The sequence below is a fragment of the Aeromonas sp. S13(2024) genome, from assembly GCF_041402405.1.
GTDB lineage: Bacteria > Pseudomonadota > Gammaproteobacteria > Enterobacterales > Aeromonadaceae > Aeromonas > Aeromonas veronii.
Genome location: NZ_JBGLRA010000010.1, coordinates 71,020 through 86,066 on the forward strand (window position 1 = coordinate 71,020; position 15,047 = coordinate 86,066).

General features: G+C 62.4%; 11 protein-coding genes. 5 read left to right on the forward strand and 6 right to left on the reverse strand.

Going from position 1 to position 15,047, the window contains the following annotated elements:
* Positions 1-47 precede the first annotated feature (47 nt).
* From folB to ACB042_RS14030, 3 genes are all read left to right on the forward strand, one after another.
* The gene (gene folB, locus ACB042_RS14020) at positions 48-419 is read left to right on the forward strand and encodes a dihydroneopterin aldolase (protein WP_075112913.1); all 372 of its coding nucleotides are present in this window, start codon (positions 48-50) and stop codon (positions 417-419) included.
* Positions 419-928 (forward strand): 2-amino-4-hydroxy-6-hydroxymethyldihydropteridine diphosphokinase, encoded by a 510-nt coding sequence (gene folK, locus ACB042_RS14025; RefSeq protein WP_005336107.1) that lies wholly within the window; start codon positions 419-421, stop codon positions 926-928. The genes folB and folK overlap by 1 nt, the downstream gene beginning before the upstream one ends.
* A gap of 126 nt (positions 929-1,054) precedes the next feature.
* Positions 1,055-1,543 (forward strand): YbaK/EbsC family protein, encoded by a 489-nt coding sequence (locus tag ACB042_RS14030; protein WP_274160603.1) that lies wholly within the window; start codon positions 1,055-1,057, stop codon positions 1,541-1,543.
* On the opposite strand, the gene mdtD is transcribed toward ACB042_RS14030, so the two are convergent.
* Positions 1,515-2,930, reverse strand: a complete 1,416-nt coding sequence (gene mdtD / locus ACB042_RS14035; RefSeq protein WP_274160604.1) for a multidrug transporter subunit MdtD — start codon at positions 2,928-2,930, stop codon at positions 1,515-1,517. The genes ACB042_RS14030 and mdtD overlap by 29 nt on opposite strands.
* 11 nt (positions 2,931-2,941) lie before the next feature.
* The gene (locus ACB042_RS14040) at positions 2,942-3,550 is read right to left on the reverse strand and encodes a TetR/AcrR family transcriptional regulator (protein WP_005355070.1); all 609 of its coding nucleotides are present in this window, start codon (positions 3,548-3,550) and stop codon (positions 2,942-2,944) included.
* 90 nt (positions 3,551-3,640) lie between these two features.
* Between ACB042_RS14040 and ACB042_RS14045 the strand changes: the two genes are divergently transcribed.
* On the forward strand, positions 3,641-4,741 hold the full coding sequence (locus tag ACB042_RS14045; RefSeq protein WP_371178595.1) for an efflux RND transporter periplasmic adaptor subunit: 1,101 nt from the start codon (positions 3,641-3,643) through the stop codon (positions 4,739-4,741).
* The gene (locus ACB042_RS14050; RefSeq protein WP_371178596.1) at positions 4,738-7,845 is read left to right on the forward strand and encodes an efflux RND transporter permease subunit; all 3,108 of its coding nucleotides are present in this window, start codon (positions 4,738-4,740) and stop codon (positions 7,843-7,845) included. The genes ACB042_RS14045 and ACB042_RS14050 overlap by 4 nt, the downstream gene beginning before the upstream one ends.
* Here the strand turns inward: ACB042_RS14050 and ACB042_RS14055 are convergent.
* The 4 genes from ACB042_RS14055 to acnB form a co-directional block, all read right to left on the reverse strand.
* On the reverse strand, positions 7,830-8,957 hold the full coding sequence (locus ACB042_RS14055; RefSeq protein ID WP_371178597.1) for a GTP-binding protein: 1,128 nt from the start codon (positions 8,955-8,957) through the stop codon (positions 7,830-7,832). The two genes, ACB042_RS14050 and ACB042_RS14055, sit on opposite strands and share 16 nt — an antisense overlap.
* Positions 8,958-8,966: 9 nt before the next feature.
* The gene (locus ACB042_RS14060) at positions 8,967-10,361 is read right to left on the reverse strand and encodes a D-arabinono-1,4-lactone oxidase (RefSeq protein WP_371178598.1); all 1,395 of its coding nucleotides are present in this window, start codon (positions 10,359-10,361) and stop codon (positions 8,967-8,969) included.
* A gap of 162 nt (positions 10,362-10,523) precedes the next feature.
* Positions 10,524-12,110, reverse strand: a complete 1,587-nt coding sequence (locus tag ACB042_RS14065) for an EAL domain-containing protein (protein ID WP_005355079.1) — start codon at positions 12,108-12,110, stop codon at positions 10,524-10,526.
* Positions 12,111-12,390: 280 nt separating this feature from the next.
* Complete coding sequence (gene acnB, locus ACB042_RS14070) at positions 12,391-14,988, reverse strand: bifunctional aconitate hydratase 2/2-methylisocitrate dehydratase (protein WP_019444774.1); 2,598 nt, start codon at positions 14,986-14,988, stop codon at positions 12,391-12,393.
* Positions 14,989-15,047: the final 59 nt, after the last annotated feature.

Sequence of the window (15,047 nt, forward strand, 5' to 3'; positions counted from 1 at the left end):
CCTGCGCTGTCATCACAGCCCATCAAGAGTAAAGAAGAAGTACAGTCATGGACAAGGTGTTTATTCGCGGACTCGAAGTTTTGACCACCATCGGTGTATATGAGTGGGAGAAGGGCATTCGCCAAAAGCTCCGTTTTGACCTCGAGATGGGGTTCGACAACCGCCCCGCGGCAGCAACCGACGACATCAATCTGGCACTGGATTATGCCGACCTCTCCAACAAGATTTGCGAGCATGTCACCGGCAAAGTCGTCGAACTGGTCGAGACCATGGCCGAGCAGGTTGCCATGCTGGTGCTGACCGACGAGCGGGTACAGTGGGTCAAGGTGACCCTCACCAAGCCGGGCGCCGTGCCCAATGCCGCCGGGGTCGGCGTCGAGATCCTGCGCCATCGCACTCCGGCCGCGAGCAGCAACTGATGACCACCATCTATATCAGCCTGGGCTCTAACATCGAGCGGGATCGCCATATCCGTGCCGGGCTCGATGCCCTGCACGCCGAATTTGGCGAGCTGCGGGTCTCCCGGGTATTCGAGAGCGAGGCGGTCGGCTTCAACGGCCGCCCCTTCTACAACCTGGTGGCGGCTGCCGAGACCGATCTGCCGCTGACCACCGTCTGCCAGCGACTGCGGGCCATGGAGTTCGCCCACGGCCGCGAGCCGGATGCCAAGAAGTTCGCCCCGCGCACCCTGGATCTCGATCTGCTGCTCTATGGCGATCTGGTCTGCGACACCCCGCTGGTGCTGCCGCGCGGTGAAGTGCTCACCAACGCCTTCGTGCTCTGGCCGCTGGCCGAGCTAGCCCCCAAACTGCGCCACCCCGTCGATGGCCGCACCATGGGCGAGCTGTGGCAAGCCTATGACAAGGCCTCCCAGCAGCTGTGCCCTATTCCCTTTCACTGGGAAGCGTGCGAATTGCAGCATCACTGATCCGCAAGGGCGCCTCACGGCGCCCTTGTTGTTTCCACAGACAGGGTTGCTTATCACGGATAAGAAAGTGTCATTGGGCCTGACCCTGCGAGGCTGGCAGGATAGCGCCCACTACAGGAGAACCCCATGCCACTCGATACCATTCACCATTTCAACTGCCAGTTGCTGGCTGAACTGCCCCACCAGCGCTATGAGCATGAACCCATCCTCGACTACGCCACCGATGAAAAGGTCAAGGCCCGCCTCGGCTGGCAGGCGGAGTTCAGCAAGACCCTGTTTCTCAAGTTCAAGGATGGCCGCTTCGCCCTGCTGCTGACCCACAGGGACGGGCGGCTCGACAACAAGGCGGTCAAGGCCGCACTCGGTGCCAAGCCCTCCATCTGCACCGCCGAAGAGATGCAGGCGGAGATTGGCTGCCTGCCGGGGGCGGTCTGCCCCTTCCTGCCCCGTGCCGATATTCCGCTACTGGTAGACCCACAACTGCTCAACCACACCGCCTTCACCTGGACTCCGGGCCACCCGGAGCAGACCTTTCTGCTGGCGACCGAGCATCTGGCCGAAGTGTTGTCGCAGCTCCCCTGCGAGGTCAGCTATCTGCCCGCGCCGACGGCGTAGCCCCATCGCGCGCCAGCTGGGCGAAGATGAGCGCCGCCAGCATGGAGAGCAACCCGACACAGAGGTAGGTAAGGTGGAACCCGGCCAACCACTGCCCCTCGGCCACTAAGGTGCCCGCTGAGGTGCCCGCCGAGAAGAGCCCGAGCAGGCTGGCGGCAATCGCCACCCCCAAGCTCATGGAGAGCTGCATCACCACCGAGAGCAGACCGTTGCCACTGCTGGCCAGGGTCGGGCTGAGATCTTGCAGCGTGAGAGTGTTCATGGCGGAGAACTGCAGCGAGTTGATGGCGCCGAAGATCGCCAGCCAGCCCAGCAAGACCCCGTAGGGGAGCTGGTTGTCGATAAAGTAGAAGCTGGCAATCATCGCCCCCAGCAACAGGGTGTTGCCGATCAGAATGCGGCGATAGCCCACCTTCGGAATCAGCTTGTTCACCAGCGTCTTGGTCAGCATGGCGCCAATCACGGTGGGGATCATGGTCATCCCCGCCTTGCTCGGGGAGAAGCCGAGCCCCAGCTGCAGAAACAGCGGGGTGAGGAAAGGCATGGCGCCGCTGCCAAGGCGGGCAAACAGGTTGCCCCAGATGCCGATGGCAAAGGTGGTGGTCTTGAACAGGTTCAGACTAAAGAGCGGCTGCTGTGCATTGGCGGCATAGAGCCAGTAGCTCGCCATCGCAGCCAAGCCGAAGATCAGTGCAAACAGCGCCCAACCGGTGGAGATGCTGTGCTCCCCCAGCCCCTGCAAGCCGACCGACACCAGCACCATGCCGACGCTGAACATCACAAAGCCCTGCCAGTCGAATCGGGCGGTCTGCTGCCGCAGCTCCGGCATAAAGTGCCAGCTGGCGATAAAGCCGAGCAACCCCACCGGCAGGTTGATGAGAAATACCCAGTGCCAGCTCGCCACTTCCACCAGCCAGCCACCGAGCGCCGGCCCCATCAGCGGGCCGAGCAGCCCCGGTATGGTGACAAACGACATCACACGCAGCAGCTCATGCTTGTCATAGACCCGCAGCACCGCCAACCGGCCCACCGGCATCAGCAGCGCACCGCCAATCCCCTGAAGCACCCGGGCGGCCACCAGCATGGAGAGCGAATTGGAGGCGGCGCAGGCGAGCGAGCCGAGGGTAAAGAGCGAGATGGCGGTCAGATAGATGCAGCGGGTGCCGAATCTGTCTGCCAGCCAGCCGGAGGCCGGGATCAGCAGCGCCACCGTCAACATGTAGGCGATGATCACCGACTGCATCTGCAGCGGGCTCTCTCCCAAGGTCTCGGCCATGCTGGGCAGGGCGGTGTTGAGAATGGTGCCATCCAGCGCCTGCATAAAGAAACCGACCGCAGCCAGCAGGGGCAGCCACTTTCGCTGGGCATCTGTCACTGTGTGGCTCATTGCCACCTCCATTATTTTTGCGGGGGAGCGGCGGCGGTCAGGAAGAGATCGACACAACTCAGGGTCCAGGCATCCTGCTCGGCAGCGCTCTGGGTCAACGGCAGACCCAGCTCACGGAGCATGCGCTCCTTGCCCTGCCACATCAGCAACAGCTGCAAGGCGGCCTGTTCGCTGTCTTGATGGCACAGCAGGCCTTGCTGCTTTTGCTGCTCCAGCCAGTTGGACAGCATCTCGGTCACATAGAGCGGGCCCGCCTCGAAAAAAAGGGTGGCCAGCTGGGCATCGTTGCAGCTGATGCAGGTGCGAAAGATATTGATGGCATCATCGCTCAGGATCAACTTGCGAAAGCTGCGACCAAAGGCAATCAGACTCTCCCGCACATTGTTGCCACGCAGCAACACCTCCGGCATCAGCTCGCTGCTGACGCACTTGCTGCCCACCGCTTCGGCAAACAGCGACTCCTTGTTGGCAAAATGGCTGTAGACCGTCTGCTTGGAGACGCCCGCTTCACTGGCCACCATGTCCATGCTGACCAGATGCAGACCGTGTTGACAGAAGAGCCGCCCGGCAGCATCGAGGATCGCAGCCCGCTTCTGCTGACTACGGGGTGAAATGTTCATTTTTCCTCCACAATCAAACTGGACAGTCTAGTTTCGAAAAACTAGACTCACCGGTGTGATTTGATGTTATGTCAACCAGAGGATGATGTCATGACACTTTGCTTAATCCTGCTGGCGCTGTTACTGAGTGGCTGCAGCCCGGTCACAGAGTCAGAAGAAACACCCGCCCTGACCCGGGTGATCACCCAGCCGCTGCAAGCCAGCGATCACTACCCGGTGCTGCACCGCTTCAATGGCAGGGTGATCGCCCCCGAGCACAGCCAGATAGGCTTCGAGCTGGCAGGGCGGATCGCCACCCTGCACAAGGGACGCGGAGAGCCGGTAGCGGCCGGTGAGCTGCTCGCCACACTGGACACCCGGCTGCTGGCAGTGGAAGCCAAAGAGCTGGCCGCCCGGGCAGCCCAGAACGAGGCCGAGCTGACCCTTGCCCGACAGACGCTCGATAGACTCACCGCCCTGCGCCAGCAGCAGTTCAGCTCCCGTCAGGCGCTGGATGAACAGCAAGGCAAAGTCCGCATGCTGGAGGCAAGCGCCAACCAGCTGGCCGCCGCCCTCGAAGCCAACCGGGTCAAACAGGAGAAATCACAGCTGCGCGCCCCCTTCAACGGGATCGTAGTCAGCCGCGAGCAGGCATTGGGGGCCGTGGTGGCCGCAGGCCAGCCTCTCTTCTCCCTGACCCGCAGCGGCCAGTGGGAGGCCGATATCGGCGTGCCGGTGAAACAGGCCGAGTCCCTGATCGTCGGCCAAAACTACCCCCTGCAAAGCGGTGCGCAATCACTGGAGGGGCGCCTGCTTAATCTGGGAGTACAAGTGGACGGGCAGACCCACACCCGCACCGCCCGCTTCCAGCTGACCCGGGGCGGCGAACAACTGGCAGAAGGGCAACTGATCACCCTGCTGCATCAGACCCGTGAGCCCACCCGCGCCTACGAGGTGCCGCTCACCGCGCTGACCCAGGGATTGCGCGGCAGCTGGACCCTCTACCTGCTCAACGACGAAACGCCACCCCGGGTGGTCAGTCGGGACGTCACCCTGCTGCAGCAAGATGGCGAACGGGCCTGGATCAGTGGTGCCTTGAATGGACAAGAACAGCTGGTGACTGATGGCCTGCATAAACTGGTACCGGGCCAGCAGGTCACCCTGACCACCAGCGTGGATCATCAAACGGCGCATCCGGAGCCACAGTCATGATCCGCCCGTTTATCGAGAATGGCCGCCTGCTGCTGTTGACGGTCGCGCTGCTGCTGACGGCCGCCCTTGCGGCATTGCAGACCCTGCCCAGAACCGAGGATCCCCAGCTCACCAGCCGTTTTGCCAGCGTGGTTACCCACTTCCCCGGGGCCAGTGCCGAGCGGGTGGAGGCGCTGGTGAGCGAGCCCATCGAGAACCGGCTGCGGGCCCAGAGCGAGATCAAGCTGATCGAGTCGAGCTCTCGCCCCGGTCTCTCCATCATCAATCTGGAGCTCAAGGATGAGGTCAGCGATGTCGAGCCCGTCTGGTCCAGAGTCCGTGACCGGCTGGCAGATCTTGCCGCCGGACTGCCAGCCGGCGCCAGTGCCCCCAAGCTGGATGACGAGAAGGGCTACCCCTTCACCCGGCTGGTCAATGTGGTCTGGCGCGGGCCGGGCCAGCCGCAGCTGGATCGCCTCGCCCGCTACAGCGCCGAGCTGGAACGCCGGGCTCGCCAGCTGCCGGGCACCGAATACGTCGAGCGGGTCGGGGCACCGCAGGAGGAGATCGAGGTGCGGTTCGATCCCCTCGCCCTCAGTGCCAGCGGCATGAGTGGCGAACAGCTTGCCCAGGCGCTGAGTGGTGCCGATGCCAAGGTGGCCGCCGGGGAGCTGCAGGGCAGCCACAATCGCTTTCAGGTGGAGATCCGTGGCGCCCTCGATACCCTGGAGCGGATCCGCCAGATCCCGCTGCGTACCGGCGAGCAGGGCCAGACCCTGCGCCTTGGCGATCTGGCCGAGGTAAGACGTACCCTGCACCAGCCGGAGAGTCAGCTGGCCTTTGCCAATGGTGAACGGGCCGTGGTGGTCGGCCTGCGCATGGCACAGGATCACCGCATCGACCTCTGGTCGGCACGGGTCGATACCATGCTGGCCCAGCTGGAACAGGACTTGCCGGATAATATCGGCCTCGTCACCAGCTTCGATCAGCAGCGTTATACCGATCAGCGGCTCGACACCCTGCTCATCAACATTGTGCAGGGTTTTCTCATCATAGTGGTCGTGCTGCTGGTGACCTTGGGGGTCAAGGCTGCCATTATCGTGGCCCTGTCGCTGCCGCTTACCGTGGCGTTCTCATTCGCCTGCATGAACCTGATCAATCTGCCCATTCACCAGATGTCGGTCACCGGTCTGGTGGTGGCGCTCGGGATCATGGTGGACAACGCCATCGTCATGGCGGATCGGGTGCAGTATCAGCGCCGCCACGGCATGGCCATGAGTGCCGCCGCACTGGAAGCCATCGGCCACCTCTGGCTGCCACTGCTGGGCTCCACCCTCACCACCATGCTCGCCTTTATGCCGATCATTCTGATGCCGGGCCCGGCGGGCGAGTTTGTCGGCGGCATCGCTTGGGCGGTGATCTGCTCGCTGCTGGGCTCCTACCTCATCGCCCACACCCTGGTGGCTGGCCTCGCAGCCCGCTGGATTGGCAGTGATCAGGGGGGACGCTGGTATCAGGATGGCTTGCACCTGCCCCGGGTGAGCGTCCGTTTCCAGCAGAGCATCGCCATGGCGCTGGCTCACCCCTGGCGGACCCTGCTGCTGGTCAGTCTGCTGCCCCTGCTCGGTTTCTGGGTGGCGGGCCGCCTCACCGAACAGTTCTTTCCCCCTGCCGACCGGGACATGATCCACATCGAGGCCAGCCTCTCCCCACAGGCGAGCCTGGCGCGCACTCGCGAGCTGGCACTGGGGATCTCCGCCGAGCTGGCCAGCCTCCCCGAGCTGGTTCGCCAAGACTGGGTGGTGGGCGACAACGCCCCCAGCTTCTACTACAACCTGGTACCCAGAAAACAGGGGCGGGCCGATTACGCCCAGGGGATGATCACCCTGCAGGATGCCGATGCTGCCGAGCGGCTCATTCCACAACTGCAGCAGCGGCTCGATGCAAAATTTCCCGAAGCGCAGATCCTGGTGCGCAAGCTGGAACAGGGGCCGCCCTTCAATGCCCCGGTCGAGCTGCGGCTGTTTGGCCCCGACCTTGAACAACTACACCGTCTGGGAGAGGAGCTGCGCAGTCTGCTCGCCAATACCCCGGCCGTGGTGCAGACCCGCGCCACCTTGCAGGCAGGGGCACCCAAACTCTGGTTGCAGGTCGATGAGGAGGCCGCCCGACTGGCAGGCATGAGCCTGACAGATGTTGCCTCCCGGCTGGCGGGTGCACTGGATGGCAGGTTGGGCGGCACTGTGCTGGAAGGCACCGAGTCAATCCCGGTTCGGGTGCGACTGGCCGAGCCCTTGCGTCAGGATCCGGATGCGCTGCTCAATGTGCCGCTATCGCTCACCGGCACCGGCCAGCAAGGGGCTGCCAATCTCACCTTGCGGGCACTGGCCACTCCCGAGCTGCTGCCAAGCTGGGGGGAGATCAGCCGTCGGGATGGTGAGCGGGTCAATGTGCTGGAGGCCTATCTGGCGGTCGGCGTACTGCCGCAAACTGTGCTGGAGCAGGTCAAAGAGAGGCTGGCCGCCAAGGCGCTGGCATTGCCGCCGGGCTATCGACTGGAGTTTGGCGGGGAAGCCGCCAAGCGGGATGAATCGGTGGGAAATCTGATGGCCCATGTCAGCCTGGTCGCCGTGCTGCTGGTGGCCGTGCTGGTGCTCAGCTTCCACTCGTTCCGGCTGGCGGGCATCGTCACCCTGGTGGCGATCCAGTCGGCGGGGCTTGGGCTGCTGTGGGTCTGGCTGCTGGGGTACCCCTTCGGGTTTACGGTGATCATCGCCCTGCTGGGACTGATGGGGCTGGCCATCAACGCCGCCATCGTCATTCTGGCTGAGCTGAGGGCAGACCCGCTGGCACAACAGGGCAATCTGCCGCAGATCCGCGATCTGGTGGCCGGTTGCAGCCGCCACATCGTCTCGACCACCATCACCACGGTGGGCGGCTTCATCCCGCTATTGCTGGGGGGCGGCGGCTTCTGGCCCCCCTTTGCCATCGCCATCGCCGGTGGCACAGCGCTGGCGACCCTGCTCTCGTTCTACTTTGTGCCGGTGGCGTTTGTGCTGTTCAACCGTCGCCGTCCTGACCCGGTGCAGGAGACCTGCAACGCGCAAGATCAGTTGTCGGGCTGACCCAGCATGGCTTTGAGCCGCTCTTCCAGAGTGGGCTCGGGGGCCTTGAGGGTCGCCATAAAGAGCTGCTCGATACCGGCCTTGTCCTGACTTTTCACGATAAACACCAGTCGGGACTGGGCCTTGCCCTCCGGCCAGTCGCCCAGCGCCTGCAGCGGATAGAGCTGGCCGTGGACGCCGTGGATCACCACCGGCTGGCTCTCCCCTTCCAACTGCAAGATCCCCTTGAGGCGCAGCAGGGCATCGCCGTATTGGGCCTGCACCGCATCGATGGCGGCCAGCAGGCGGGAGGGCTTGAGCGGCTCGCCGATACGCAGGGAGAAACTCTCGATGTTGACGTGCTCGAAGTGGGTGGGCGCAGCTGTGCCCACCTTGGCGGCGAACGGTTGCATCTTCGGCTGCATCGGTGACGCCAGCCCCTGCTTGGGGGATTCGGTGCGCAGCCAGGCCAGCAGCTGGCGCACATCGCGCCCCGCCGCTTCGTTGTAGGCGCCGAGCTTCTCCAGCACCGCTGGCGACAGTTCGCCATTGATCACCCGCTCGATGGGGGCCGCCGGATTGAGTGCAGCCAGCTGGGCTTCGACCCGCGCCAGCTGTTCGCCGTACACCAGATCCCCCTTGCTCACCACCAGCAGATCCGCCAGCGCCACCTGCTTCACCGCCTCATACTGGGCTGCCAGCTGCTGCTCGATATGACCGGCATCTACCACGGTGACAGTGCCATCGAAGCGGTAGCGCTGGGCGATAAAGCCCTCTTCCCTCAACGTGAACAGCACGGGGGCCGGATCGGCCAGACCGGTGGTCTCGATAATCAGCCGCTTGAACGGTTTGATCTTGCGCTGGATGGCCTTCATAAACAGCCCCTGCAACGCCTCCACCAGAGAGCCCTGTACCGAGCAGCAGATGCAGCCGGAGTCGAGCAGCATCACCTGCTCATCCACCTGTTGCACCAGATGGTGATCCAGCCCCACCGAGCCGAACTCGTTGATCAGCACGGCGCACTCACCGAGCTCCGGCTGCTTGACCCAATGGTTGAGCAAGGTGGTCTTGCCGCTGCCGAGAAAGCCGGTCAGCAGGGTCACTGGGATACGGGTATCTTGCATATCGGTCATGTCAGATCCTTACCGGTTGGCAAACAGGTCGCTGAGCCAGCGGTTTTCAAAGCGGCCGTGGGGGTCGAGCTCGGCTTTCAACGCCACGAAGTCGTTCCAGCGCGGCAGCAGGGCCGGAAAGTCGTAGAGATCCATCGCCAGATGTTTGCCGAAATGGGGAATGCCGCCGAGCGGTACCAGCAGTTGCTGCAGCTCGCGCATCTGCTCCATGGATCCGTTGACGAAGGTGCCGTCCGCCGCCAGATAGACCAGAAAACCGATCCAGCAGACCGACTGGCCGTAAGCGGCGCTAAGCCAAGCCTCGGAGGGGCCGGTGCAGCGCAGAATAAAGGGGTAGTGCAGCACGCCGGGGTTGGCCTGCTGCCACGCTTGCAGGGTCTCCAGCGCCTCGTTCATCCGATGCAGCGGCACCGCCACCTCACAGTTGATCTGGGGGGCCGGGATCCCCTTGCAAAGAATTTGGTAGACGTTGCCCACCAGATCGGAGGCATCCTTGAAGCGGCGCACCGTCTCGAAGTGCTCGCCAGCCAGCGCCTCATCCTTGGTGTCTTTGGCCATCTTCTGCAAAGTGGCATCAATGGTGGCATTCATGCGGGCGTCGATATCGCCATCCAGCAGCAGCGGCTCGCTACCACCGGCGCGATAACGGGCCACCTCCTCATCGGAGGCAGGGTCCACCAGCCAGATGTGGCTCTCGCCGGTCCAGGCAAACCACCAGCTCTTCACGAAGCCGTGCTCGCGATTGAGCCGCTCGTTGTGCTCCAAGAGGAAGGGGTAGTCGGTGGTGAACTTGGTGCAGCGCATAATGCGATTGGGCACGGTGCGCAGGGTGACATCGAGCAATATGCCTAGCATCCCCATCCCCATCACGAAGGCACCGAAGCGCGGATCGGTGCGATCCACCCGGATGATGTCGCCATTGGCCAGCATCACCATCATCGCCTCCACCGCATCGCACAGGGCAGACTGGTGCAGCCCCTGGCCGTGGGTGCCGGTGCTGAGGGCGCCGCCCAGGGTCTGGATGCCGATAACGCCCGGGGATGCGGGCAGCATCCGCTCCATGGCGATGAGATCGGCGTAGACGGTATCGAGGGGCGTCCCCGCCTGATAGGTCACGGTATCGGCGGTTTTGGCCAGCTGGCCGCGCAGGTGGTGCAAGTCCACCAGCAGCGCCTGAATGCCTTCGGCATAGACGCTGTGGATGGGTTCAAAAGAGAGGCCGGAGCCGATAAGGCGCAGCTTGCGCTCGGGGTGTTCCCGCAGCAGCGCTTGCAGCTCGTCGCGGCTTTTCGGGCGCCACACCTGATCCAGCGCCCCGAGGGGATTGGTTCTCGACCAGTTGAACAGCACCTCCCGATTACCGATCGCCTTGATGCTGTGAAATGCCTGGAACTGAACCGTCATACCGCGCCTCATCTTTTACTGACGTCAAAATGAGCGCCGATTCTACCGAAAAGCGAGCAATAAGGCATGGAAAACAAGCCCCTGCACTCGAGGGGGGATAGGGAGAGAGCACTTCCCTACCCTGCCAGACAGGAACGTGTCCGCCCGTCTGTCACCGATAGATCAGGTCGCATTCGGGATGCCTCGCACCCCATCTGGCTGGCGGGTTTGTGCCTCTTCCGGCAGCAGCTCCTCGCAGAACTGGCGCAGCGGCATGGGGCGGGCAAACAGATACCCCTGCAGATAGTCGACCCCCTTGGCCCTGAGGTAGTCAGCCTGACGCTCGCTCTCCACCCCTTCCGCCACCAGCGCCAGACCGAGCCGGGTCGCCAGATCGATCACATTGTCCACGATATGTTCCGAGAGCGACTCGGTACCGATGCGGGCGATAAAGGATTTGTCGATCTTGAGGTAATCCACATGAAACTGCTGCAGGTAAGCCAGGCTGGAGTGGCCGGTACCAAAGTCGTCGATGGCGAGTTTGACCCCCATCTCGTCCAGCTGGCGGAACAGGGAGAGGGTCTGGGGATCGGACATCAACAGCTCCCGTTCGGTCAGCTCCAGCACCAGTACCACCTTGCCGGGGAGGAAGTGGCCGAGAAAGGCGCGGCACTCGGCCAGCAGGGCAAAATCGTGACAATGGGCGGCGCTGATGTTGAAGCTGATATGAAACCCATCGGGCAACTGCTCCTGAGAGCGGTTCAACCTTGTCGCCACCTGCTTCATGATATGGGTGGTCATGGGGACGATCAGTCCCGACTCCTCCGCTTGCGGGATAAAGAGATCGGGCCGGATCACCCCTTCATTGACATGCTCCCAGCGCATCAGCACCTCGGCGCCCATCATCTTGCCGTCGTGGCTGGCAATCAGCGGCTGCAGGTAGGGAACAAACTCCCTGGCTCGCAGGGCCCGTCGCAATTCATCTGTTGGCGAGCCGGGACGCCCCAGCACCCACCACACCAGCCAGGCCAGCAAAAGCGAGGAAACCGCCAGCCACGACAGCGCCACGTGCCGCGCGGCCCACAGCGACTTCCAGTAGACCGGCATGGCATAACCGGCATGGATGGTGAAAGGATAATGGGATGAGGTGAGGGCCTGGCTGATCCCGCGATGGAGGGTGGGCGCCTCACTCAGATAGCGGCCAGACTCATTGAGCCAGGCCGATCCCACCTGCAGATAGAGCGCACTGGATTTTCCGCTCATGGAGAGCATGAAGCTGAGCTGGGTACTGTCGATGGCACTCAAGGCGGCATCCTTGCCCTGCTCGGTGCGCACCACCAGCAGCGGGTGATTTTGCCGCACCCGGTTGCCACTCATCAGCAACAGCTTGCGGCCGGTGTAGATGGAGCCGTCATCGGCATCATTGGCCTCACCAAACAGCGAGGTGCAATTGATGATGCCGTTTCGCACCAGATTGACCGAACGCAGGAAGGGCTCGATGGCGACCTTCTTGCGCAGCACCAGCAGGTTGTCGCGACAGGGAGCATTCACCAGAGGCAGCACAGAGCGATTGGCCTGCTCCGCATGATCCAGCATCGACTCCATCAGGGTTCTGGCCTTGTGGGCCGAGGCGCTGGATTCCGCTTTCAGCTCCTGCACATAATTGCTGTGGATGAGCCAAGCTCCCACCAGCAGCGGCAGGGTAAAGACCAGCAAGGCACCGCCGAAGCGTAACCCGGTTCGGGAGAGATCGATCCTGAACAGAAACATAAAGAACCACGCCGCAATTCGTCAGGCCTGCCAACGCAAGCACCCAGTGAACAGATATCCACTTTCCCTCGATAACGATGCCTCATCATTACCGCACATAACCGAACAACATAACCCAAAGCGTTTATAAAACGAACCACCAAACAGGTGGTTGGATCTCTCTAGCAAGGATCGTGCAAACAATCTTCAAAAAAGACGGTGAATAACACACAAATAAATAATGCCGCGTAAATACGCGGCATTATTGGCTTCTTATCGCGCAAAACGCGCAAGAACTCCGTTAAACGGCTTGTTGCAGGATCACCGCATCGGCCTTCTTGGTGTAGGAGGCGATCTCGTTGAAGTTGAGGTAGCGGTAAGTATCTGCCGCTGTGGCATCGAGCGCCTTGGCGTATTGCAGGTACTCTGCCACGGTCGGGATCTTGCCGAGGATGGCGGCAACGGCTGCCAGCTCCGCAGAGGCCAGATAGACGTTGGCACCTTTACCCAGACGGTTCGGGAAGTTACGGGTGGAAGTGGAGACCACCGAGGCTCCTTCCGCGACCCGCGCCTGGTTACCCATGCAGAGGGAACAGCCCGGGATCTCGATGCGGGCACCAACGCGACCAAAGATGCCGTAGTAGCCCTCTTCGGTCAGCTGATCCTTGTCCATCTTGGTGGGCGGCGCGATCCACATGCGGGTAGGCAGCTCGCCCTGATACTTCTCGAGCAGTTTGCCGGCGGCACGGAAGTGGCCGATGTTGGTCATGCAAGAACCGATGAACACCTCGTCGATCTTGTCGCCAGCCACGTCGCTCAGCAGACGGGCATCGTCCGGATCGTTCGGCGCACACAGGATCGGCTCCTTGATGGTGGCCAGATCGATCTCGATGATTTCGGCGTACTCGGCATCCTTGTCCGCTTCCATCAGGGTCGGGTTGGCCAGCCACTCTTCCATCCCCTTGATGCGACGGGTGATGGTGCGCACGTCGCCGTAACCTTCGGAGAGCATCCATTTCAGCATCACGATGTTGGACTTCAGGTACTCGATGATCGGCTCTTTATCCAGCTTGATGGTGCAACCGGCAGCGGAGCGCTCGGCGCTGGCGTCCGCCAGCTCGAATGCTTGCTCTACTTTCAGGGTCGGCAAACCTTCGATCTCGAGGATGCGGCCGGAGAAAATGTTTTTCTTGCCCGCTTTCTCGACGGTCAGCAACCCCTTCTGGATGGCGGCATAGGGGATGGCATGGACCAGATCACGCAGGGTGATGCCCGGTTGCAGTTCGCCCTTGAAGCGCACCAGCACGGACTCCGGCATATCCAGTGGCATCACGCCGGTAGCGGCGGCGAAAGCCACCAGACCGGAGCCCGCCGGGAAGGAGATACCGATGGGGAAACGGGTGTGGGAGTCACCACCGGTACCCACGGTATCCGGCAGCAGCATGCGGTTCAGCCAGGAGTGGATGACGCCGTCACCCGGACGCAAGCTCACACCGCCGCGGTTCATGATGAAGTCCGGCAGGGTGTGGTGGGTCTGTACGTCGATGGGCTTGGGATAGGCGGCAGTGTGGCAGAAGGACTGCATGGTCAGATCGGCGGAGAAGCCGAGACAGGCCAGATCTTTGAGCTCGTCGCGGGTCATCGGGCCCGTGGTGTCCTGAGAGCCGACCGTGGTCATCTTGGGCTCGCAGTAAGTGCCCGGGCGAATGCCCTTCACGCCGCACGCCTTGCCCACCATCTTCTGGGCCAGGGTGAAGCCTTTACCGGTATCGGCCACCGGCTGCGGGCGACGGAATACGGTGGAGAACGGCAGCCCCAGCGCTTCGCGGGCCTTGTCGGTCAGGCCGCGACCGATGATCAGCGGAATACGGCCACCGGCGCGTACTTCGTCGATCAGTACGTCGGTTTTCAATTCAAACTGTGCCAGCACCTGTTCGGTGCCGTGTTTGCAGATCTTGCCGGCATAGGGGTAGATGTCGATCACATCGCCCATTTCCAGCTTGGAGACGTCCACTTCGATGGGCAGAGCGCCGGCATCTTCCATGGTGTTGAAGAAGATCGGGGCAATCTTGCCACCCAGACAGACACCGCCAGCACGCTTGTTCGGCACGAACGGAATGTCGTCGCCCATAAACCAGAGCACCGAGTTGGTGGCGGATTTACGGGAAGAGCCGGTACCGACCACGTCACCCACATAGGCCAGCGGGAAGCCTTTCTCTTTCAGGGCATCGATGGTCTTGATGGGGCCGACGGCGCCATCCTTGTCCGGGGTAATGCCGGGACGGGCGTTTTTCAGCATCGCCAGCGCGTGCAGCGGAATGTCCGGGCGGGACCAGGCGTCCGGTGCCGGCGAAAGGTCGTCGGTGTTGGTTTCGCCGGTTACCTTGAACACGGTGACGGTGATCTTCTCGGCCAGCTCCGGGCGGGAGAGGAACCACTCGGCATCAGCCCAGGACTGCATCACCTGTTTGGCGTGGACATTGCCCGCCTTGGCCTTCTCTTCCACGTCGTGGAAGGAGTCAAACATCAGCAGGGTGTGGGAGAGCCCCTTGGCAGCAAGCGGCGCCAGAGTGGCGTGATCCAGCAGGTCGATCAGCGGTTGAATGTTGTAACCACCCTGCATGGTGCCCAGCAGCTCAACGGCTTCGGCGGCAGTCAGGATGGGAGAGTGGGCTTCGCCCTTGGCAACGGCGGTGAGGAAACCGGCTTTGACATAGGCCGCTTCATCAACACCGGGGGGAATACGGGAGGACAACAGCTCTTTCAGAAAGTCTTCTTCGCCAGCGGGCGGGTTCTTGAGAAGCGTTACCAGGGCGGCGACCTGCTCTGCATCCAGAGGTTTGGCAACCACGCCCTCGGCGGCACGTTCTGCGACGTGTTTACGGTATGTTTCAAGCACGACTAATTCCTCTTTGGTCTTTTTTTGGGGTTCGCCCACGCTCGCGGCGATCGTCCTTG

Excerpts from the sequence above, each read along its gene's own strand:
- folB (WP_075112913.1), top strand. The coding sequence starts at position 48 with ATGGACAAGGTGTTTATTCGCGGACTCGAAGTTTTGACCACCATCGGT.
- folK (WP_005336107.1), top strand. The coding sequence starts at position 419 with ATGACCACCATCTATATCAGCCTGGGCTCTAACATCGAGCGGGATCGC.
- ACB042_RS14030 (WP_274160603.1), top strand. The coding sequence starts at position 1,055 with ATGCCACTCGATACCATTCACCATTTCAACTGCCAGTTGCTGGCTGAA.
- mdtD (WP_274160604.1), bottom strand. The coding sequence starts at position 2,930 with ATGAGCCACACAGTGACAGATGCCCAGCGAAAGTGGCTGCCCCTGCTG.
- ACB042_RS14040 (WP_005355070.1), bottom strand. The coding sequence starts at position 3,550 with ATGAACATTTCACCCCGTAGTCAGCAGAAGCGGGCTGCGATCCTCGAT.
- ACB042_RS14045 (WP_371178595.1), top strand. The coding sequence starts at position 3,641 with ATGACACTTTGCTTAATCCTGCTGGCGCTGTTACTGAGTGGCTGCAGC.
- ACB042_RS14050 (WP_371178596.1), top strand. The coding sequence starts at position 4,738 with ATGATCCGCCCGTTTATCGAGAATGGCCGCCTGCTGCTGTTGACGGTC.
- ACB042_RS14055 (WP_371178597.1), bottom strand. The coding sequence starts at position 8,957 with ATGACCGATATGCAAGATACCCGTATCCCAGTGACCCTGCTGACCGGC.
- ACB042_RS14060 (WP_371178598.1), bottom strand. The coding sequence starts at position 10,361 with ATGACGGTTCAGTTCCAGGCATTTCACAGCATCAAGGCGATCGGTAAT.
- ACB042_RS14065 (WP_005355079.1), bottom strand. The coding sequence starts at position 12,110 with ATGTTTCTGTTCAGGATCGATCTCTCCCGAACCGGGTTACGCTTCGGC.